The organism is Planktothrix rubescens CCAP 1459/22 (genome assembly GCA_904830895.1).
Classification (GTDB): domain Bacteria; phylum Cyanobacteriota; class Cyanobacteriia; order Cyanobacteriales; family Microcoleaceae; genus Planktothrix; species Planktothrix agardhii.
In genome coordinates this window covers 4,165,189-4,185,470 of the sequence record LR882958.1, presented here as the reverse complement: position 1 = coordinate 4,185,470, position 20,282 = coordinate 4,165,189, and the positions used below count along the sequence as shown (strand labels likewise).

Annotated in this window: 19 protein-coding genes; 9 read left to right on the top strand and 10 right to left on the bottom strand. The window is 38.5% G+C overall.

Annotated features, from left to right (window positions below; all coding sequences use genetic code 11):
- Nucleotides 1–27: 27 nt before the first annotated feature.
- A complete protein-coding gene (locus NMG86_RS19205; RefSeq protein WP_026785575.1) occupies nucleotides 28–633 on the top strand; it encodes a ribonuclease HII in 606 nt (201 codons plus the stop codon).
- A gap of 2 nt (nucleotides 634–635) precedes the next feature.
- Here the strand turns inward: NMG86_RS19205 and NMG86_RS19200 are convergent, their stop codons facing one another.
- Together NMG86_RS19200 and NMG86_RS19195 are read right to left on the bottom strand one after the other, a co-directional pair.
- A complete protein-coding gene (locus NMG86_RS19200; protein ID WP_026785576.1) occupies nucleotides 636–1,640 on the bottom strand; it encodes a DUF4351 domain-containing protein in 1,005 nt (334 codons plus the stop codon).
- Between the two features lie 18 nt (nucleotides 1,641–1,658).
- The gene (locus NMG86_RS19195) at nucleotides 1,659–2,243 is read right to left on the bottom strand and encodes a DUF1997 domain-containing protein (RefSeq protein ID WP_026785577.1); all 585 of its coding nucleotides are present in this window, start codon (nucleotides 2,241–2,243) and stop codon (nucleotides 1,659–1,661) included.
- Between the two features lie 218 nt (nucleotides 2,244–2,461).
- Here NMG86_RS19195 and pheA point away from each other — a divergent pair, with 218 nt between their 5' ends.
- Complete coding sequence (gene pheA, locus NMG86_RS19190; protein WP_026785578.1) at nucleotides 2,462–3,304, top strand: prephenate dehydratase; 843 nt, start codon at nucleotides 2,462–2,464, stop codon at nucleotides 3,302–3,304.
- Between the two features lie 162 nt (nucleotides 3,305–3,466).
- Here pheA and NMG86_RS19185 read toward each other — a convergent pair whose 3' ends face one another.
- The 3 genes from NMG86_RS19185 to NMG86_RS19175 form a co-directional block, all read right to left on the bottom strand.
- A complete protein-coding gene (locus NMG86_RS19185) occupies nucleotides 3,467–4,507 on the bottom strand; it encodes a hypothetical protein (RefSeq protein ID WP_144018131.1) in 1,041 nt (346 codons plus the stop codon).
- A gap of 321 nt (nucleotides 4,508–4,828) precedes the next feature.
- Entirely contained in the window at nucleotides 4,829–5,842 is a 1,014-nt protein-coding gene (locus NMG86_RS19180) for a S66 peptidase family protein (protein ID WP_193372453.1), read from the bottom strand.
- A gap of 121 nt (nucleotides 5,843–5,963) precedes the next feature.
- Complete coding sequence (locus NMG86_RS19175; protein WP_026796288.1) at nucleotides 5,964–7,793, bottom strand: CBS domain-containing protein; 1,830 nt, start codon at nucleotides 7,791–7,793, stop codon at nucleotides 5,964–5,966.
- 103 nt (nucleotides 7,794–7,896) lie between these two features.
- On the opposite strand from NMG86_RS19175, the gene NMG86_RS19170 reads away from it, so the two are divergent.
- The 3 genes from NMG86_RS19170 to NMG86_RS19160 all read left to right on the top strand — a co-directional run bounded on the left by NMG86_RS19170 (nucleotide 7,897) and on the right by NMG86_RS19160 (nucleotide 10,731).
- A complete protein-coding gene (locus NMG86_RS19170; protein ID WP_193372452.1) occupies nucleotides 7,897–8,550 on the top strand; it encodes a methyltransferase domain-containing protein in 654 nt (217 codons plus the stop codon).
- Nucleotides 8,551–8,619: 69 nt separating this feature from the next.
- Entirely contained in the window at nucleotides 8,620–9,303 is a 684-nt protein-coding gene (locus NMG86_RS19165) for a HEAT repeat domain-containing protein (protein WP_026785582.1), read from the top strand.
- A 123-nt stretch (nucleotides 9,304–9,426) separates the two neighbouring features.
- Entirely contained in the window at nucleotides 9,427–10,731 is a 1,305-nt protein-coding gene (locus NMG86_RS19160; RefSeq protein ID WP_026785583.1) for an LCP family protein, read from the top strand.
- 52 nt (nucleotides 10,732–10,783) lie between these two features.
- Here NMG86_RS19160 and egtD read toward each other — a convergent pair whose 3' ends face one another.
- Nucleotides 10,784–11,812, bottom strand: a complete 1,029-nt coding sequence (egtD, locus tag NMG86_RS19155; protein ID WP_026785584.1) for an L-histidine N(alpha)-methyltransferase — start codon at nucleotides 11,810–11,812, stop codon at nucleotides 10,784–10,786.
- A 126-nt stretch (nucleotides 11,813–11,938) separates the two neighbouring features.
- On the opposite strand from egtD, the gene gatB reads away from it, so the two are divergent.
- Nucleotides 11,939–13,423: an Asp-tRNA(Asn)/Glu-tRNA(Gln) amidotransferase subunit GatB gene (gatB, locus tag NMG86_RS19150; RefSeq protein WP_026796286.1), complete on the top strand. Its 1,485-nt coding sequence runs from the start codon at nucleotides 11,939–11,941 to the stop codon at nucleotides 13,421–13,423.
- A 55-nt stretch (nucleotides 13,424–13,478) separates the two neighbouring features.
- Here gatB and NMG86_RS19145 read toward each other — a convergent pair whose 3' ends face one another.
- Entirely contained in the window at nucleotides 13,479–13,730 is a 252-nt protein-coding gene (locus tag NMG86_RS19145) for a DUF8620 family protein (protein WP_026785586.1), read from the bottom strand.
- Between the two features lie 162 nt (nucleotides 13,731–13,892).
- Here NMG86_RS19145 and NMG86_RS19140 point away from each other — a divergent pair, with 162 nt between their 5' ends.
- The 3 genes from NMG86_RS19140 (at nucleotide 13,893) to ilvC (ending at nucleotide 16,668) form a co-directional block, all read left to right on the top strand.
- Complete coding sequence (locus tag NMG86_RS19140; protein WP_026785587.1) at nucleotides 13,893–14,414, top strand: hypothetical protein; 522 nt, start codon at nucleotides 13,893–13,895, stop codon at nucleotides 14,412–14,414.
- Between the two features lie 377 nt (nucleotides 14,415–14,791).
- Nucleotides 14,792–15,550 carry a CorA family divalent cation transporter gene (locus NMG86_RS19135; RefSeq protein WP_043939084.1) on the top strand — a complete coding sequence of 253 codons (759 nt, stop codon included), beginning with the start codon at nucleotides 14,792–14,794 and terminating at the stop codon, nucleotides 15,548–15,550.
- Nucleotides 15,551–15,672: 122 nt separating this feature from the next.
- Complete coding sequence (ilvC, locus tag NMG86_RS19130; protein WP_026795810.1) at nucleotides 15,673–16,668, top strand: ketol-acid reductoisomerase; 996 nt, start codon at nucleotides 15,673–15,675, stop codon at nucleotides 16,666–16,668.
- Between the two features lie 41 nt (nucleotides 16,669–16,709).
- Here ilvC and NMG86_RS19125 read toward each other — a convergent pair whose 3' ends face one another.
- From NMG86_RS19125 to NMG86_RS19115, 3 genes are all read right to left on the bottom strand, one after another.
- Nucleotides 16,710–16,937, bottom strand: a complete 228-nt coding sequence (locus NMG86_RS19125) for a hypothetical protein (protein ID WP_026785589.1) — start codon at nucleotides 16,935–16,937, stop codon at nucleotides 16,710–16,712.
- 182 nt (nucleotides 16,938–17,119) lie between these two features.
- A complete protein-coding gene (locus tag NMG86_RS19120; RefSeq protein ID WP_052331123.1) occupies nucleotides 17,120–18,796 on the bottom strand; it encodes an alpha/beta hydrolase in 1,677 nt (558 codons plus the stop codon).
- Between the two features lie 40 nt (nucleotides 18,797–18,836).
- A complete protein-coding gene (locus NMG86_RS19115) occupies nucleotides 18,837–20,246 on the bottom strand; it encodes an amidase (protein ID WP_026796284.1) in 1,410 nt (469 codons plus the stop codon).
- Nucleotides 20,247–20,282 lie beyond the last annotated feature (36 nt).

Below are 20,282 nucleotides of genomic sequence, written 5' to 3'. Positions count from 1 at the left end.
TATATAGCAATTCTAAATTAAACTTAAATGACAGAATATAATTCTTCAACTTCTATTTTAATTGCGGGAGTGGATGAAGTGGGTCGGGGGGCTTTATTTGGCCCTGTGGTGGCGGCGGCGGTGATTTTGTCGGAGGATAGTATTGCTCAATTAACTAACGCTGGAGTTAAAGATAGTAAAAAATTAACTCCAGGGGTTCGTTCTCGGTTAGCGATTGAAATTAAAGCGATCGCAATTGATTGTAAAATCGGTTGGGCGACCGTTAAAGAAATTGATCGCTTTAATATTTTACAAGCGACATTATTAGCGATGAAACGAGCAATTATCAGGTTAAATCCTGAACCAGAACTCTGTTTAATTGACGGAAATCAAAAGATTCCAAAACTATTAATTCCGCAACAAACTATTATTAAAGGAGATAGTACATCTATTGCAATTGCAGCCGCTAGTATTGTCGCAAAAGTTTGGCGAGATGAATTAATCACCCGTTTAGCTAAAAAATATCCTGAATATGATTTAAAGCAAAATAAAGGTTACGGAACCGCAAAACACCGTCAAGCGATACAAGAGTATGGTATTACTTGCCAACATCGTCAATCTTTCGGGTGTTGTCAATTATCCTTACCTTTATAAAATTAGGAACAATTTTCAGCTAACCAATTTAACAAATCTGACTCCATTTCAAAATCTAATAATGCTTCTCCTAGTTCCTCAACTAATTCAATCGGAAGACTGCGGATTTGTTCTTGAATTTCGTGGTTAATTGTTCCTAAACGACGATTTAGTAAACGCAAAATAAATGTTATTTCTCGTTCAATTCCTCGTTCAATTCCTCGTTCAATTCCTCGTTCAATTCCTTGTTCAATTCCTCGTTCAATTCCTTGTTCAATTCCTCGCTCAATTCCCTGTTCCATCCAACTTGTAACAATTTCCATAAATCTTTCCTCCTGAATTAGTCCTAAGCGATTTAGTTCTTCGGTAAAAACGACTTCTTCGCTAGAATTTAAGCGCAAATAGGAGTCAATAAACCCCGAAATTAATTGATTTCTAGCTGGATTTAACCGTAATGTTACTAACAAGCGTAAACACTCCGCTTTAACTTGGGGTCGATCCTGGGGTTCTATTCTCATTTTAGCCATTAATGCAGCCGCCACCGGATTTTGCTGACGTAAAAAATCCCGCCAGTTTAAACGATTTAGTTGGATCGCTGCATAGCTAAATTCTAATACCTTCCGGTCGGGAAATTCAACTTGATAGTTATTGGGTTCCAGACGTTGGGGGGTATCGAAAGAAAATAATGCGATCGGATAAACCGGAAGTGCATATTTTTCATCTAGTCTAGCAAAATAATGGAACATCCGCCGGGCAAAATCCGCTTGAGCGTAGGATTGAGTTTCGGTATGGATGAGGAAAAAACTTTCCTGTTCTCGAAACCGAACTTTTGCTAATAGATCGACCTCTCGACGATTCCCCGATGTAATATCAATAAATACCTCTTGGGGTAAAAAGGTAATAGAGGATTGATCAATATAGGGAATCAGATCGGGAAAAAATAACTCTAAAAATTCCCAAAAAAACGTCGAAATTAACTCTTTAAATAATCGATCATGTTCAATTACCCGTTCTAAATTTTCAGTCATTTTAATCTAATTTAACCCCTAACATTCAGCACTGGAAACCTGAATAACAGATGGCGTTTGTGGAACTAAAACCCCTAATTGTTCCGCAGACCAATGGGCATAATCCGATAATAAATTATGAACTAATCGGTGTCTAACGGTCATTAACACACTTTTTAATAGTCCGTTTCCAGTTGTTTCTAAAATTGGTTGCGGTGTTAACCATAAGGGCGGGGGAAGTTCGACTTTAACTTTTAAATCAGATTGACCTTTTAAATAGGTAATTCCTTGCAATTCAACCGGATATAATTTTCCAACTAAATCTAGTGAAAACCGTTGATTAATATATTCAATTCCGCGAATTTCACACCCGACAGATTTTAAGTTGAGAGTACCATCGGAATGTATCCATAGTTTCAAGTCTACCGTTGGTTGTAAACTAAACATCATAAACTGCAAAGGACGCATTTTTAAGCGGTAAATATCCTCTGTTAAGGCATCTAAACGGGTCGGATCAACTATTGCTTTAACCAAGCGTTTCGGTTGACGCAGATAATGGTGAATTAAAGTTGGCTCCGGTACAGCCATTTCAACGGTTTGGGAGGCTTGAAAGTGGGTATACATATAGAAAGTTATAAAAGTCTACTAATTTTGACTTATCTTAATATAATTTAAGAATTATTCAAACTATTTTCATCAATCAAGAGTCACCGATCAAGAATAATGACCTGTACTCCCTGAAAAATAGGTAGTCGCTTGATCATAAGGGTAACGTTGATGAGAATAATATAAATAATTGTAACGTCCCTTTCTATCCATTTATTATCTACGGAACTAAAATTATGACTGTTTCTATTGCCCATCTTGGCCCATCGGGGACTTATGCAGAAGCCGCCGCCTTAGCTTATGCTCAATATCTTACCCAAAAAACTGGGGAAGAAGCGATGTTATGCCCCTGTTCAAGTATTAGTCAAACTTTATGGACAGTTGCCAAAGGAGATGCAAATATTGGGGTAGTTCCTGTTGAAAATTCCATTGAGGGTAGTGTTACTATGACCCTAGATACATTATGGCAAATTGGCTGTCTTCAAATTCAACAGGCGTTAATTCTTCCGATTGCCCATGCGTTGATTTCTCAAGCTAAAGATTTTGCTAATATTCAAGTAGTTTATTCCCATCCTCAAGCCCTAGCTCAGTGTCAAGGATGGTTAGAAAAACATCTTTCTGATGTGCCATTAATTGCCAAAAATTCAACTACAGAAGCCTTACAATATGTCAGAGATGAATCCCATGCAGCCGCGATCGCATCTTTAAGAGCAGCAGAACTTTATCAATTACCTGTTCTTGCCCATCCTATTAATGATTATCCCGATAATTGTACCAAGTTTTTGGTAGTTAGTTTACAACCTTCAGGATCGGGAAAATATACATCTTTAGGCTTTAGTGTTCCGGCAAATGTTCCGGGTGCATTGGCAAAACCTTTAGCAATTTTTGCCGATAGGGGGATTAATTTAAGTCGAATTGAATCCCGTCCTAGCAAGCGCTCACTGGGAGATTATCTATTTTTTATGGATTTAGAAGCAGATAGTGATCAACCTTCCGTACAATTAGCTCTAGCTGAATTAAAAACCTTTACCGAAACCTTGAAAGTTTTTGGCAGTTACACCCTATTAAATCTGGATTAATTTTGATTCGGAAAATTGATCATCTTTTTCTGGTAATTATAGCAACCGCCAAGGCAGTTAGGACACCAGACGGATCTTAGAACCCAGACGGTGAAGTATTTCCCCCCAGATCCCTCCCCCTCTAGCCCCCCGTGCACGGGCAGGGCTGTTCCCTGTTCCCCGCTATACAGACTGTACTACTTGATCAGAAAATATTTCTGATAACACATGAAGATAGGGAGAAAAGACAGCAAAATTTTCAGGTAGTAACCGCTTTTCCAATTCATCTGACATGGCATCTAACATATCCTGAATTAATTTCCAACTGATATGGAGTCGAGGATATAAAATCACACACATGGGGAATAATTCCCGTTGTATGGGACGTAAACTATTCTCTAAGACACACCAACATAGATAAATCTGAAATAACTCAATATCACGGGTACTTGAGTATTGCAGGATATGATTTTTGAGATTCCCGCTAATACTGCGATAGCCAGGATTCAAATCCTGTACTTGACGGTAAACTTGATGGGCAATAGTTGTGAAGATGGGGAGTAATTGTTGAACTGCAATTAAAGCAGGAGAATCCGATAAATGTTTTCCAGCTAAATCATTAACTTCCCCTAGGGGAGAGTATAAATAATCCTCCAAAGTTTTGAAGTAAAGAAAGAAAACTGTTCTTTCTTTCATTGACATCCATTCTAACAACATTCGACCCATGTAGTGGAATTGCAACTGGACTAAAACCAACATTAAGGGTTCAATTTGGGAGTATTTTCGACGCAGTTTTACTGTCTCTTTCCCTAGAGAGACGGATAAACGGAAGGGGTATTCATATTGAGCAAAAACTTCTAAGGCTTGATGATATAAATTAGACACATCTTGAATCAGCGTATCTGTGTCCTGTAAATGCAGTTTATTCATGGGATAACGATTCCAGTCAATCCCTAAAATGGTTCCTACTTTGTTCCAAGCCAGGGTTCCTAATAGGCTTAGATTCTTCATTAAGTCTGCAACAGTCCGAGAACGATCTTGATCAAATTCGGTGACATCAACTTCATGATTTTCTAAAAAGAAATGATTGGAAGTGCGCGGGCTATTAGCAGCAGCTTTGGCATAGTATTTCTGCGCCCATTGCACCGCCATCCGTGTCATTTCAGTTCTATCAACGGAACTAGATACAGAGTCTAGTTTTGCTTGAGATTGGGAGAACATCATAAAAGTTTAGTTCCTTAGCAGCTAGGTTCATCAGAGGATTTAGGAATAGATTAGCAAAAGTAGAATTGTGATAATTGTAATTAACCCAATTCTACGGTTTCAAGTCTGTCCCAAGTGTAATCAACTTAACCGAAAATTTACGAAATCTTTTATAAAGACTTTCTATACTTTTTTGAAAGATTTTAAATTTATTAAATTTTTGTTAAAATCTGGTATTTTCAGATACAAAACTCAGTATTCTTATCCAAGAAATTTAACCAAAATTTAAGATCATTGTGTATTTCTAATTGGCTGTAATAATTAATACATTCTTATTCTATATTATCGTGAAATTACAGCATTTTCTAGCATTAAAATTGTTCCTAGTTGCGTATCAATTTTTACTTCTATTCCTAAAGGAATAGTAAACTGATCTCGAATATGACCGATCATCGAACCATACCAAGCCGGAATTCCTAACGGTTGAATTAAATCCGTTAATACCTGGGATAAGGTTAAAGATGGTTCATTTCCCTCGCCTTTAGTGCAGGCGGTACATTGACTAAAAATAAACCCGGAAATTTGATCTAAAATTCCGGCTAATTTCAAATGGGTTAACATTCGATCAACTCGGTAAATATCCTCGCCAATATCTTCTACAAATAGGATTTTATCCTGCCAATTGGGTAAATATTTAGAACCGACTAAAGCAGATAAAACCGATAAATTTCCTCCGATTAATCTCCCTTGGGCTTGACCCGGATAAATGGTTTCAACCCGAACACTGGCGGGATTTTGAAAGGTTACGGCTTGTCCTTCAAATAGGATTTTTTTCAGCCAACTTACCGAATAGGGATTCCAGAGGGAAGTTCCTAATAATCCATGAAATGTTACTAATCCGGTTTGACTATATAATCCTAATAATAAAGCGGTAATATCACTATAACCGAGAAAAATTTTAGGGTTTTTACGAATTAAATCATAATCTAATAAGGGTAAAATTCTACTACTTCCCCAACCGCCACCCGTAGCAATAATTCCCTTAATATTAGGGTCAGCAAACATTTGATTAATGTCTGATGCTCGTTGTTGATCGGTTCCGGCTAAATAGCCATATTCACTCATGACATGGGGAGCAACTTTAACGACAAGATCCTGTTGTCCTAATTGTAGTTGAATCCACTTTAAATGTTCTTTTAAAATAGGGCTGGCGGGAGTCACTAACCCCACCGTATCTCCTGGTTTTAAAGCAGGTGGTTTCAGTAACCTTTGAGCCGATGAAGATTGAGCAAAAACAGGAAACTGAGTGGCAATTCCTGTTAAAGTTAATCCAGTTAAAAAATCACGACGATTCATAATCAGTTATCAGTTGTCAGTTATCACATGACTTACGCATCACCGCTATCAATAGTAGGGGTAATTCATGAATTACCCCTACATTTAGGGTTTGTCTGTACTCGCTCAATAATAATTGAACTTAACAAGGAAATTCAATCATAAAAGTGGTAAGATTTTGGTTGCTTTCCACTTGAATTGTCCCGTTTAATTGTGCCACTAATTTTTGAACTAAAGCTAATCCTAACCCCGTTCCTCCCTGTTTCCATGGGTCAGCATTCGGAATCCGATAAAACTTCTCAAAGATTCGGGGAAGTTCTTGTTCTGGAATTTCGGCTGGGTTGCGAATCACAATTTGTAAGGGGTCAGAAATGGAGGGAGAAGGTAAAGAAATATTCTGTTTCTTTGTTTTACGCTTATTTTTAGCTGTTGAAGTTAATTCTAGCCAATTAGATACAGAACGATAATGGATTTTCAAGAAAATTTCTCCTCTATTGGGTGTATATTTACAGGCATTATTTAACAATTCGGCTAGAACTCTTTCTAAACTATTGGGGTTAGTTCTAATAGGTTGTAAATAGGGATAATACTCTACATTTAGAACCTGATTCCGTTCTTTGGTGCGAGAGTAAAAGGGATTAATAATATTAGGTAACCATTCTAATAAATCTAAATTTTCCAGGGGAATAGGTGTGGCGGAAGATTCTAAACGTTGCAAATCTAATAAATCATTAATTAAATTAGTTTCTCGCAGACATTCCGATTCTAATATTTCTAAATATTTTGGACTTCGCTCTGAGTTGGGGGCAATTTTTAACATATAAATCGCCATTTTCATATTTGCTAAAGGAGTACGAAGTTCATGAGAAACCGTACTCAAAAAATCATCTTTGAGAATATTTAACTGTTGCAGTTCTTTAACCTTAGACGTGCGTTCTTCAACTTGTTTTTCTAGTTCAGCATTCCGGCTTTTTAACAGTTCTAATTTTTCCGTTTGTAGTTGATTTACCGATTGCTGAAGTTGTTTAACTACCCGATACATTTCCGTCGGGTCAAGCATTCTTAATAAACTAACCTGTGTAATTATTCCTAATAACTCTCCTTCATCACCACAGACTACTAACCGTTGTACCTGTTGCTTTTGCATTTCTTGATGTGCCATCCATAAAGAATCATTAGTTTTTAAATAAAAGGATAAATTTTTCATTACTGTTATTGCAGTAATAACCTTTAAATTTAATTCTAAAAATTGCGCATCCACAATATCCTGTTCTGTAACTAATCCAATGGGGGTTAATTTTTTCTCGGTTCCGGCTTGAAAAATAACTACATAACTCGCTTGATTAGCCGTCATCATTTGGGCTAAACTTAATACGGATGTTGTGACTGGAGCCGTAATCACTTGGGTAATCATTTCATCTCCGACTCGTCGTAATCTTAAAATATTAGCAGGTTGTAAAACCCGACAAATTCTTTCTGGAGTAATCACTCCTACCAATTGTCCCCGACTATCTAAAACAGGTAAATGTAGAATTTGATGTTGTCGAAATAAAGATAAAGCCGTAAAAACATCTTGATCATCAGATTCTGTTAAACTAACAGAAATAGGAGACATAATTTCAGCGACTCTGATTATATTGAGAGTTTTTTTTCTAGCAGGATCTAAAATTTCTGTTGCTATTAACTGAACAATATCTCGTTCCGTGATTATTCCTACAACCGAAGCCATCTGAGGCTGTTCATCGGGAAGTACCGGAGTAATTTCTTCCGAGTCTTGATTAATAACCAAAACACAGCTTGCCCGAGATTCTTCTATTAAAGAACTACCAGAGTTTAAAAGACAATGATTCTGAGATTGACCCAGTATTTTAATCACATCCGCTAAACAGGTTTCTGGTGTTACAATAAATGGATTCCGATCAATGGCTTGTTCTAAAGCAGATGAATAACGCACAGACTGGTAAAATTCCATAACAATACTCTAAAAAGGTTCGTAGGAAGATCCAATAAATTTTTAACATTAAAAAATCAGCAAGTCTGTAATTAGTTTAACTTAATTCAACAATAGGATGGTTATGATTGTATCCGTTAATAAAGGAAATTTTTGGGAAGAACGTTATCAACAGGGAACTACAGGCTGGGACTTAGGAGAACCCGCCTCGCCATTTGTTAGGTTTTTGCAATCTTCTGAGGCTCCACCCCCGGGAAAAACGGCGGTTTTAGGCTGTGGAAGGGGCTATGATGCCCTATTATTTGCCAGTTATGGTTTTGAGGTTATTGGGTTTGATTTTGCGGATTCTGCGATTCAAGACGCATTAGAATATCAACAATTATTAATCAATAAATCGTCAATTTTAAAGGGAGTAGGAAAATATTTACCCACTTCAGCGCAATTTTTACAACAGGATATTTTTGACTTACCCCAGGAGTTTTTAGGACAGTTTGATTATGTAATTGAACATACTTGTTTTTGTGCAATTTCCCCAGATCAACGCCCTAATTATGTCAATTTAGTTGAGTCAATTATGAAACCCAATGGGCAATTATTCGGGTTGTTTTTTACCCATTCCCGTGCCGGAGGGCCACCTTTTGGGATTACTCCGGCGGAAATTCGACAGTATTTTCAAGGGAAATTTCAGATTGTTTCCCTGCATCCGGTGACTGAATCAACCCCCAGCCGTCAAGGAGAAGAACATTGGGGACATCTTATGGCACATCAAAAACTTTAGCAATTAATTCTGCAAATTTTTTCTAACCTGGCTATAATAAGTAAAGATTTAGTTAAACCTGATTTACAAATGAGTCAACCGTTGAATTTAGAAAATATTGCCGATCAGCTAGATAGCAAAAATTTACGAGATCGTCTATTAGCCTTAGCTTCTTTGCGAAATGTTCCTCCAGAAGATGCTGTTCCTTTAATTAAAAGAGTGCTCAATGATGAAAGTTTACAAGTGCGATCAATGGCAATTTTTGCCCTGGGAATTAAACCTACAGAAGAATGCTATTTCCTGTTGGTAAAAATATTAGAAAATGACCCTGATTATGGGGCGAGAGCCGATGCAGCAGGTGCCTTGGGTTATTTGGGAGATATTCGGGCATTTGAACCTTTAGTTAGAGCTTTTTATGAGGATACAGATTGGCTAGTTAGATTTAGTGCGGCGGTGTCCCTCGGAAACCTCAAAGATATTAGGGCTCGGGATGTTTTATTGGCTGCATTAGAAAGTGATGAAGTGATTTTACATCAAGCTGCAATTGCTGCGATCGGAGAAATTAAAGATGTGGAATCGGTTGATAAAATTCTGCGATTTGCTCAAGCGGAAGATTGGTTAGTGCGGCAACGTTTAGCAGAAGCTCTGGGGAATTTAGTCACACCTAAAAGCCTTTCTGCGCTAAATTATTTAGCCAAAGATAGTCATTCTCAAGTCTCTGAATCCGCCAAGATTTCCATTGAGCGGCTACGGGAAGCGGGATTGCAAGTTTAAAGATTTGATTAACAGGGAATGGAGAATATCAAAGATGATGCAATTGTCTTGACAAATTAACCCAACTGTTAGACGATAGGATTCTAGTTTCTGGGTTTAAATAAAAGCTATCCTTAAATCATCATGACTTCTCCCTTCCCTTCTCGCAAAAAGCCTAAGATTCTGCAACTATTATTTTTTAGTTTTATTGTTTTATTCTTAGCTAGTACCTCGGCAATTTTAGGCGCGGTGACTGCTTTATTAGCTCCTGAAAAATTTGATTTTACTGAGCCAGAATCAAATATTTTAGATGGACTCTGGCAACATCGGTTTAAATATAGTTTGTCTCGTCCGGTTAATATTTTAGTCCTGGGAATTGATGGAAGTCCCCACAGTTCTACCTCCTCTCCCGATCTATTTAAAGGTCGTAGTGATACGGTTTTATTTGTCAATTTTCAACCTCAAGATAAATCAGTTAGTTTGTTATCTATTCCCCGAGATACTCAAGTCCAAATTCCAGGTTATGGTACGGGAAAAATTAATGAAGCTAACTATTGGGGTGGCCCTAAATTAGCAAAGGAAGTGGTTCAAACTATTTTAAATAAAGTTGAAATTAACCGTTATGTGCGGGTGAGTAGTGGTGCTTTTCGAGAATTAGTTAATTTTTTAGGAGGAGTGGAAGTATATATTCCTCAACCTATGTCTTATCAGGATAAAACTCAAAAATTAGAGATTAATTTGGCTCCCGGTTGGCAAACTATTAATGGTGAACAAGCGGATCAATTTGTGCGGTTTCGAGGCGATGGTTATGGAGATTTAGGGCGGGTACAGCGTCAACAAGCCTTAATGGAAGCAATTTTAGTTCGACTGAAAGATCCGACGGTTTTACCCCGTGTTCCTGAAATTATTCGGATTATGCAAAAATATATTGATACTAATTTAAGTTTTGAAGAAATTTTAACCTTAGTTAATTTTGGGTTAAATCTGGAATCTCAAAATTTTAAAATGGTAATGTTACCCGGTCGTTCTAGTTCGGAGGAATATTCTAATAGTAGTTACTGGTTAGTGGATGAACGGGGACGCGATCGGGTCATGTATCAATATTTTCGGTTAGATTCCACCGGATATACCTTAAAAAGTGCCTACGAACCTTCTGCTTATGAAACTTTATCTAAGGATTTAAAAATTGCAATTCAAAATACTTCTAGTAATCCCAAAGCAGCGGAGAAAATGCTAGATTTTCTATATAATCAAGGGTTTAATCAAGTTTATTTAGCCCCGATTGAAAGAACTCAACAACTAAAAACAGAAATTATTATTCAAGGCGGAGATTTAGGGGCAGCTAAACTGATGCAAAAAAACCTCGGTTTAGGTGAGCTTAAATCCTCAGCAACGGGTGATATGGGGTCGGATTTAACTATTAGAGTTGGAGAAGATTGGATCAAATAAAATTATCCAAGGGAGATTTTTAAATTCAATTCTCCCCTGAAATTACCCTATCTTAAACGGTTTGTAATTGACACAAAATCAAACCAAACCATTGATTTTCGTCCGTCCAATTCTTGATGGAAACTAAGCCTAAATCCTCTAATTCCGCTTGAATTTTTTCCAGTTCAAACTTGCGAGAGATTTCCGTATGAATAGTTTCTCCTTGGGTAAATTCAATGGCTAAATTGAGCTTTTTGAGTTCAACAGTTTGCGATCGCAAACTTTTTAAGTGCATTTCAATTTGATGTTCGGTTTGATTGTAAAATGCCAAATGTTCAAATTGCTCTAAGTTAAAATTCCCTTCAAACAGATGGTTTAAATGTCGTAACATATTCAAGTTGAATGCCGCCGTTACCCCTTGACTATCATCATAAGCGGGTTCTAAAATTGATTTAGATTTGTGTAAATCAACCCCCAATAAAAAATAATCTCCAGGTTGCAAAGCTTCGACAATATGGGAAAAGAAAACATGGCATTCTTCCGGTTTCAAATTTCCCAAGCTACTGCCAATAAACCCAATCATTCGAGCAGGTAAGGGGGAAGGATTGAGATGTTTTAAAGCTGTCTCATAGGTGCTAACAATTCCATGAATATTCAGCTTCGGGTAATCTTTGAGCAGATTATAGGCACTTTCTTCTAAAATTCCGCCACTAATATCAATGGGTAAATAATGAAGTGGATGACCTAATTCTTGATAAGCGTCTAATAGAATTCGAGTTTTTGTAGAACTCCCACTTCCTAATTCTACAAGTTCGCAATAGCCTGTTAAATTGGCAATTTCTGAGGCATAATCTTGTAAAATCTTTGCTTCTGTGCGGGTTACATAATATTCGGGTAACTCACAAATTTTTTCAAACAATAATGATCCTCGATCATCATAAAAATATTTAGGTGGTAAGGTTTTTGGGGTTTGGGTTAACCCATTAATCACATCATCTCCCGCAGCAACGGGACATTTTTCTCGAAAAGTGTCAATCTTTAACCGAGGGCTAACCCTCGTGTACTTGTCTGGTGATAAGACGGTAGAATTAGAAATTACCATGATCAAACATACAAATTCAGCTTAAGATAGACATCATACTGTGTCTTGTTTGGATAAAATATTACAATTTGTTTAAGATTGCGATACAATAGAGGATAGTTGTTGAAAAAATTCTGATGGATGTCTATGACTGCTACTGCAAATGTTAAAACGGAGTACGAAGCGATTATTGGGTTAGAAACCCATTGTCAATTGAATACCGAAACCAAGATTTTCTCGAATTCTTCCACGAAATTTGGGGCTGATCCTAATATGAATATTGATCCGATTTGTATGGGATTACCCGGTGTCCTCCCGGTATTAAATGAAAAAGTCTTAGAATATGCCGTAAAAGCCGGGTTAGCCCTGAATTGTGCAATTGCTCCTTACAGTAAATTTGATCGCAAACAATATTTTTATCCTGATTTGCCTAAAAATTATCAAATTTCTCAATATGATTTACCCATTGCCATAAATGGTCATTTAGAAATAGAAATTGTCGATGAAGATGGCAGTGCAACTCGCAAAACTATTGGAATTACTCGCTTACATATTGAAGAAGATGCCGGAAAATTAGTCCATGGCGGAAGCGATCGCCTTTCCGGTTCCACCTATTCTATGGTTGATTATAATCGGGCGGGAATTGCTTTAGCTGAAATTGTCTCTGAACCCGATATTCGTTCGGGACAAGAAGCCGCCGAATATGCCCAAGAAGTGCGTCGAATTGTGCGTTATTTGGGCGTGAGTGATGGCAATATGCAGGAAGGTTCGCTACGATGTGATGTGAATATTTCCGTGCGTCCGGTGGGACAAAAAGAGTTCGGAACTAAAGTTGAAATCAAAAATATGAACTCTTTTAGTGCGATCCAACGGGCGATTGATCATGAAATCGAACGGCAAATTAAGGCAATTGAAACCCGGGAAAAAATTGTTCAAGAAACCCGGTTATGGGAAGAAGGAAGTCAACGGACAATTAGTATGCGAAAAAAAGAAGGAGCAAGCGATTATCGCTATTTTCCTGAACCCGATCTTCCACCGATTCAAGTATCTGCTGAACAACTCAAAACCTGGAAATCTCAATTACCTGAACTTCCAGTAGAAAAACGTCATCGCTATGAATCAGAATTAGGATTATCCCCCTACGATACTCGTATATTAACGGATGATCACCCGATTTCTGAATATTTTGAAGCCACAATTGCCGCCGGAGCTAATATTAAACAAGCGGTAAATTGGATTATTGGTGATATTACGGCCCATCTCAAAAATGAAAAATGCAGTGTTACTGAAGTCGCTTTAAAACCGGAAGGATTAGCGGAATTAATTGGTTTAATTGAATCTGGAACAATTAGCGGTAAAATTGCTAAGGATTTATTACCAGAATTGTTAACTCAAGGCGGATCTCCTAAAGCATTAGTTGAAATAAAAGGATTAATTCAATTATCCGATCCTAAAGCATTAGCAGAAATTATTGATCAAGTTTTGGTAGAAAATCCCAAGGAATTAGAACAATATCACGCCGGAAAAACCAAACTCCAAGGATTTTTTGTTGGTCAAATTATGAAAAAAACCGGAGGACGGGCTGACCCTAAACTCACGAATCAACTATTAGGAGAAAAACTCAAAAAATAAATAAATTTATTCAGGTTAGGTTTTACGAATTATAAACCCAACCTGAATTGTAAGATTAATCAGATTTAGGACTAAAAAATAATTGGTTAACCTTACTAATTACCCAACTCAAAATCGCCCCGCCCATTAAAATTCCAATCGCTGGAGTAAATACAGGTTCCCAAAGTTTATACCATAAATCCAAACCCAGATTGAGTTTAAAAGAATTGCCTAAAACCGCAACGACTAACCAAAAAAAACTGAATAATACAAAAAAAACATTTGCCACTAAAACTAGATTTAACCATTTAATCAACTGTTCTTTCATAGTTCAAACTCAATAAAAATTATGTCAATCTATTTGATCTTGATTATATTTTAAGGGTTAGCGGGATTTTTTTGCAAATATTAACTCAAAATTTGTAGACAAACTTAACCTAATCTTTGTTACAATAGATCCTAGCAGTTATAGTAGGCAGTCTGTGTTAATATGGTTCGCTACACCCTAGCTCAAAGTCCCGAAATCGTTCTTACTGTCCGAGGCAAAGATTCATCTCAAGCCCGGGAGAAAGCGATGGACAAACTGATGGAATTGATGGATACTGGGAAACTACCAACGGAATTAGAAGAAGGCTTTAGTCCCCAACAGTTTATCGAAGTTAAAGAACCCGATGATAGTCCCTTAGAAGAAGAAGATGCCATTTCCGAGGCGGTGCAAATTCTGAGTAATTTGGCTTCTTTGAAATTGAAGGTGATGGAATCAAAAGAAGAAGCCCTAAAAGTGCGAGAATCTATTGATATTCTGTTCACAGATCAACCAGTGACGGTGGAAGAAATCACCGATTTAAAAGACGGCTTTAAGGTATTAAAAAATTTCGCTGTTTCTAATCTTAGATATCGAGAAGCCAGGGGCAAAGCAGAAGAAGCTAGAGCCATTTTAGATGAAGCATTAAAGTCTTCTGAACCCGAACCAAAACCAGATAATTCTCAGGGAAAAAAAGATAAAAAATAACTTGCAAATTACCTATCACGGATTTAAACGGATTACGCAGATTAACGCAGATTAAAATCCGTGAAATCCTCTTAAATCCGCATCACGGATTAAACGGATTACGCAGATTAACGCAGATTAAAATCCGTGAAATCCTCTTAAATCCGCATCACGGATTAAACGGATTACGCAGATTAACGCAGATTAAAATCCGTGAAATCCTCTTAAATCCGCATCACGGATTAAACGGATTACGCAGATTAACACAGATTAAAATCCGTGAAATCCTCTTAAATCCGCATCACGGATTAAACGGATTACGCAGATTAACGCAGATTAAAATCCGTGAAATCCGTGAAATCCTCTTAAATCCGTGATCCCTATTACCTCTTTTCTTTATGAAATTACCTCTAACTTGGAATCTTCCCGTCACAATTTCTAATCGCTTAGGTCAAAAAAGTTTTGGTAAACAACGGGCAATTGTAGCAGAAGATCATTTATTATTAGTATTACACAAAGCTCCAGAAACAGGCGATCGCGATCGAGATGCCGTATTGTTTTGGCGAAAACCCGATGGTCGTTGGGAATGTAGTAAGGGCGGTGTGGCACTGCAACAATTAACCAATCATATTAAAGAGTATAATTCAGCCGAAGAAGAATTAAATCAATTCTATAAAATTGCTAAAACTGCCGAAGATTATTTTATACTCTTAGAAGCGATTACCCCCCTACAGTTAGCAATAGAAAACCTGCACGCTACCTTACAAACGGCCAGAGAAGCCATCCCTCAAGATCGAGATTTAATTGATTTCAGAGATGGGGCCTATGAAATTGAACGCACTTTAGGCATCCTTTATATTAACACAAAAAATGCCCTGGATTTCAAAGTTGCTAAAGAAACAGAATCCGCAACTAAAGCCGCCCATCGTCTTAATACTTTAGCCTCAATTTTCTTACCTCTAACGGCGATTTCCTGTGTGTTTGGAATGAATTTAACCAGTGGTCTTGAATCCCAATCTATCCTAATATTTTGGGTGATTTCTTTAGCAGGAATCTGGTTAGGATTAATAGTCAGACAATGGGTGCTGACCGGAAGAATTTCTAAATTAAGTTTTAATAAATTAGCAATAGATTTAAAACGAGGATTGCCAGATTAGACCGATGTTCCCACACCAACCCCTGACTGTGATCCCAGAATGGTGTTACCGCTTGCGATCAGTTTTTATGATAAGATGGAAGTTTTGTATACACAAGCAATAAGCACCAAAGGAGAAGCCAGATGGCTCGAATGTATTATGATGCCGATGCCAATTTAGATATTTTGGCGGACAAAACTATTGCAATTATTGGTTATGGCTCCCAAGGTCATGCCCATGCCCTGAATTTAAAAGATAGTGGCTTGAATGTAATTGTCGGGCTATATCCTGGCAGTAAATCAGCTATCAAAGCCAAAGACGCAGGTTTAACCGTGCATAGTGTGGAAGACGCGGCGAAGGCTGCTGATTTCATTATGATTCTGCTACCTGATGAAGTACAAAAAACTGTTTATAAAAACGAAATTGAACCCTATTTAACCGAAGGCAAAACCTTAGCATTTGCCCATGGTTTTAATATTCACTTTGGTCAAGTTGTCCCCCCTTCTAATGTCGATGTGGTGATGGTAGCACCCAAAGGCCCAGGGCATTTAGTCCGTCGCACCTACGAACAGGGCCAAGGAGTTCCCGCCCTATTTGCAGTATATCAAGATGCCTCTGGACAGGCCCGTGACCGGGCAATGGCCTATGCTAAAGGTATTGGTGGCACACGCGGTGGCGTTTTAGAAACTACATTCCGTGAAGAAACCGAAACCGACCTATTTGGTGAACAGGCGGTTTTATGTGGCGGTTTGAGTGCTTTAATTAAAGCTGGATTTGAAACCTTAGTTGAAGCGGGTTATCAACCGGAATTGGCTTATTTTGAATGTTTACACGAAGTTAAATTAATCGTAGATTTAGTCGTGGAAGGCGGTTTAGCCAAAATGCGCGATAGTATTTCTAATACGGCTGAATATGGAGATTATACCCGCGGCCCTCGGATTGTTACCGACGAAACCCGCGCCGAAATGCGGAAAATTCTCAGCGAAATTCAGTCCGGTCAATTTGCTAGAGATTTTGTCTTAGAAAATCAAGCTGGAAAACCCGGTTTCATCGCCATGCGTCGTCAAGAAGCCGAACATCCCATCGAAGAAGTGGGTAAAGACTTACGCGCTATGTTTAGTTGGATGAAGAAGGATTAGTGCTGTGTAGAGACGTGCCATGGCACGTCTCTACGCCATGGCTATTTTGTCCCCTGACCTGGCTGATCAAGTTTTTGAATTTCCTTCTCTCGTTCTTCGTTAGTATCTTTAGGCTTTAACCATTTCGGCCATAAACCCACAACAAATTGACGACTGGTTTTACTCGCTTCTCTGGCGGGTTTGGGTAAAAATTTGAACGTATCACCAGAGGAAATAAACAGAACAATTAAGGCAACGGCGCCCCAGCCCAGAATTTTTTTAGGAGTCATAAGCGATTTTTAAGATAGAGATATTATGGGATTTTATTGTAATCAGACTTGAAAGGTTTGTACATCTAAATCAATCAATATCAAGAAATCCCTTAATTGTTGCTGCTAAGGCCATAACACCCTAATAAGAGTGCGCTCAAGCGCAACAACGGAGTTTTTCAACTTAATTACAATTATACCCGTTAATACTGAGTTTTTAATAGTTCCTCAATGAAAACTTGAGTTTCCGGGGGAATATCCTTAATTAAACGCACGGGAAAAGCAGGAGTTGAGATATATCGATAATATTCTGGAGTCAGGAATACCTGATATTTTTCGGCTTCGGGAGTTAGTTGGGCTGCGGTTGCTAAAACAATAGTTTTAGCGTAATTCTTAACATCTTTTGAGGCATCTCCGATGACTTCACCGCCGGAAATGGGAGTTACAGGAATCCAGCTTTGATCCCCAATAGTTCCAGGATCTCTAACGCTTAAATGGGTTGCACCGACCACCCCTAATAATAATTTTTCCGTGGGAATTTGGGGAAAAATAGCAATTTGTTCGGGTAAAGCAGGAGTAACTTTATCGGATGATTGTGTTAAAATTACAGTGGGAACTTGAACTTGATTTAATCCTGTTTTTCCAAATATAACCGAAGCAGTGGGGGCAAAGGCTATCGCCCGTTTAATTCGCGGATCACTAAACCGATAGCGATCATTCGGGAGTTCTGCGGCTAAACATTGGGTGGCTTTTCCTAAACTAAAGGTGATAAAACTCTGATCACAATTTTTCCTTAATTGATCAATTTGGAACTCTCCCCCAGCTAAAGCTAAAGCCGTTGCTCCTCCAAAAGAATATCCAAATACTAAAGTATTATTAGTATTAAATTTACCTTTAAATCTGGGATCACTAAGATTTAATTTTTCTAATTCATTTAAGGTAAAAATCAAATCTTGGGGACGTTCGATAACTTCTGTAGGAGATAAAAACAAATTTTTATTTACAAAAGTCGCATTACTCCCAGGATGTTCAGGAACAATAACAGTATAGCCATGGGAGGCTAAATGTTCCATTAAATAGCGTAATTCTTGATAATCTGAACCCCGACCGTGAGAATAAAGAATTAAAGGTTTATCGGGTGTAGCGGTTGAGGAGGAATAAATATAAACGGGAATATTGCGATCGCGTTGTTTATCGAATAATTCTATGCGAGTAATTTCCACTTTTCCTGGCCCGGGTTGACTCGGATCAAGGGGAATTTTTGGAGCTTGAGGTATGTCACTGGGTAGTTTAGGTAAGACTTCTAAAAGTAACCTTTGAGTTTGCCAAAATCCTTGATTTAATCGTGTTAAAACCGCAAAGGAGCGAGGAAGATCAATCTCAATGGTCGGTAAAGGATAGTTTTCTAAAAAATTAATAACTGATAACCCTTGTTCAGATTTAGCTGAAGATATAATCGCTGTTTTAATGGCGACTCCTCCTTGGGATTTGTCCGCAGAAATAATCGTATCAATATCAGTTAATAATCTAGTTCCCACTTGACTATTAACAATTTCTTCAACGGTTTCATCCTTGATTTTAATTTTAATATTTAAAGCTCCTAAAGCCTGTTGCTTTTGTTCGGGCTTTAAAAAGCTAAAATAACCTAATAACCCCACGGGAACTTTCCCCGTTTCCGCAAATTCTTTTAAGTCTTTGACCGAAACCGTCGCATAAATAAATCCCTGTCTAATCACAACGGATTCCGCCGCCCGAAGGGGAAGGGTAAACACAGGAAAACCACTTAAAATAGTAGTTGCGAAAAGACTCAGGGGAAACAACAATTTTTTCCACTGGCGTTTGACGCGCTGTGCAGAAGCAGAAAGTGGAATTTGAACCATAATAATCTAGGTTAAACAATCCCAAAAGTTTAGCATCGAATTATCCGATCGCCATCGGGGGGCGGTGGTGGGAAAAAGGTTGTGCCGCTTCAAGTTGGGCAGCTAAAGCGATTAAAGTGGCTTCCGAGGCAGGTTTTCCCACTAACTGCACCCCCAGGGGTAAACCTTCTGGGGTAAATCCGGTGGGAATTGCGATCGCCGGTTGGCCACTAACATTAAACCCGGGACAGGGAGAAATCCATTCCGTAATCCGTTGTAAGGTTTCAGAAGGCGAAAGTTGGGCATATTCTCCCACCCGAATTGCTGGGTGCGTATAGGTGGGTAAAACCACCACATCAAAGGGGCTTAAGGTTGCCACAATTTGACGACCGCCGACCTGCATTTTAGATACCGCTTGCAAATATTGTCCGGCGGTAATTTCGCTTGACATTAACCATTGATTCACTGAGCCTAAATACTCCTGGGGAATTCCGGCCGCGGCTACTCCCGATTTCCAAACCGCAATAAACGGTTCCAGAATATCACTAAAATCGAGGTTAATCGGTTCGATTTGATGACCCAATTGTTCAAGGAGATTCACGGTATTTGTCAAGGCTTGTTCACATTCCGGGGAGAGTAAACTGCCGGGTAAAATAGAAGTTGCGATCGCAATTTTTAAAGACTTTGGAGGTTGTTGGGTTGCTGCTAAAAACGAAGGATTCGGATCGCTTATCCAATAGGGATCACCCAAAATATATCCCGACATAATATCAAGTAAAGCCGCGGCATCGGCCACGGTACGGGCTAGGGGGCCATCGGTAGAAATCCCACTTTGGAAGTCCCCCACCGGAGCATGGGAAACTCGCCCCCGAGTCGGTTTAATCCCCACCAAACCACAACAAAAAGCGGGGCCTCGCACCGACCCCCCACCATCCGACCCATGGGCGACAGGGGACAACCCAGCTGCAACAGCCGCCGCAGCCCCTCCACTGGAACCTCCGGGGGTGTAGTCTAAATTCCAAGGGTTACGCGCAGGAGGAAAGCCATCGGGTTCGGTATAGGGTAGGGAACCGATTTCTGAGGTCGCTGTTTTCCCTAAAATATTAAATCCGGCTTGACGAATTCGGCTCACCACTCCATCATCATAGGTGGCAATTCTATCAACTAAAGCCCGGGAACCGTGAGTACAAGCAATTCCAGCAACGGGGTTTAAATCTTTAATCGAAATTGGCACTCCAAAAAAAGGCGGTAAATTGTTAATATCTGAAATCTGGAATAATTGTTCCGTTTGGGTTTTAGCCAATATTAAAGCCCTATCCGCCATCACGGTAAAATAACAACCCAACAGAGGATTTAACCGTTGAATTCGATCTAAATAAAAATTAACTAACTCTAAAGGCGAGATAACTTTGGTGCGAATTAATTGGGCTTGTTCTAAGGCAGAAGTAAAAGCTAAATCCACTGAATTCATAATTATTAACTCAATTAAACTATTGATAAACAACCA

Coding starts and splice junctions, on each gene's coding strand:
- NMG86_RS19205 (WP_026785575.1), top strand. CDS start 28: ATGACAGAATATAATTCTTCAACTTCTATTTTAATTGCGGGAGTGGAT.
- NMG86_RS19200 (WP_026785576.1), bottom strand. CDS start 1,640: ATGACTGAAAATTTAGAACGGGTAATTGAACATGATCGATTATTTAAA.
- NMG86_RS19195 (WP_026785577.1), bottom strand. CDS start 2,243: ATGTATACCCACTTTCAAGCCTCCCAAACCGTTGAAATGGCTGTACCG.
- pheA (WP_026785578.1), top strand. CDS start 2,462: ATGACTGTTTCTATTGCCCATCTTGGCCCATCGGGGACTTATGCAGAA.
- NMG86_RS19185 (WP_144018131.1), bottom strand. CDS start 4,507: ATGATGTTCTCCCAATCTCAAGCAAAACTAGACTCTGTATCTAGTTCC.
- NMG86_RS19180 (WP_193372453.1), bottom strand. CDS start 5,842: ATGAATCGTCGTGATTTTTTAACTGGATTAACTTTAACAGGAATTGCC.
- NMG86_RS19175 (WP_026796288.1), bottom strand. CDS start 7,793: ATGGAATTTTACCAGTCTGTGCGTTATTCATCTGCTTTAGAACAAGCC.
- NMG86_RS19170 (WP_193372452.1), top strand. CDS start 7,897: ATGATTGTATCCGTTAATAAAGGAAATTTTTGGGAAGAACGTTATCAA.
- NMG86_RS19165 (WP_026785582.1), top strand. CDS start 8,620: ATGAGTCAACCGTTGAATTTAGAAAATATTGCCGATCAGCTAGATAGC.
- NMG86_RS19160 (WP_026785583.1), top strand. CDS start 9,427: ATGACTTCTCCCTTCCCTTCTCGCAAAAAGCCTAAGATTCTGCAACTA.
- egtD (WP_026785584.1), bottom strand. CDS start 11,812: ATGGTAATTTCTAATTCTACCGTCTTATCACCAGACAAGTACACGAGG.
- gatB (WP_026796286.1), top strand. CDS start 11,939: ATGACTGCTACTGCAAATGTTAAAACGGAGTACGAAGCGATTATTGGG.
- NMG86_RS19145 (WP_026785586.1), bottom strand. CDS start 13,730: ATGAAAGAACAGTTGATTAAATGGTTAAATCTAGTTTTAGTGGCAAAT.
- NMG86_RS19140 (WP_026785587.1), top strand. CDS start 13,893: ATGGTTCGCTACACCCTAGCTCAAAGTCCCGAAATCGTTCTTACTGTC.
- NMG86_RS19135 (WP_043939084.1), top strand. CDS start 14,792: ATGAAATTACCTCTAACTTGGAATCTTCCCGTCACAATTTCTAATCGC.
- ilvC (WP_026795810.1), top strand. CDS start 15,673: ATGGCTCGAATGTATTATGATGCCGATGCCAATTTAGATATTTTGGCG.
- NMG86_RS19125 (WP_026785589.1), bottom strand. CDS start 16,937: ATGACTCCTAAAAAAATTCTGGGCTGGGGCGCCGTTGCCTTAATTGTT.
- NMG86_RS19120 (WP_052331123.1), bottom strand. CDS start 18,796: ATGGTTCAAATTCCACTTTCTGCTTCTGCACAGCGCGTCAAACGCCAG.
- NMG86_RS19115 (WP_026796284.1), bottom strand. CDS start 20,246: ATGAATTCAGTGGATTTAGCTTTTACTTCTGCCTTAGAACAAGCCCAA.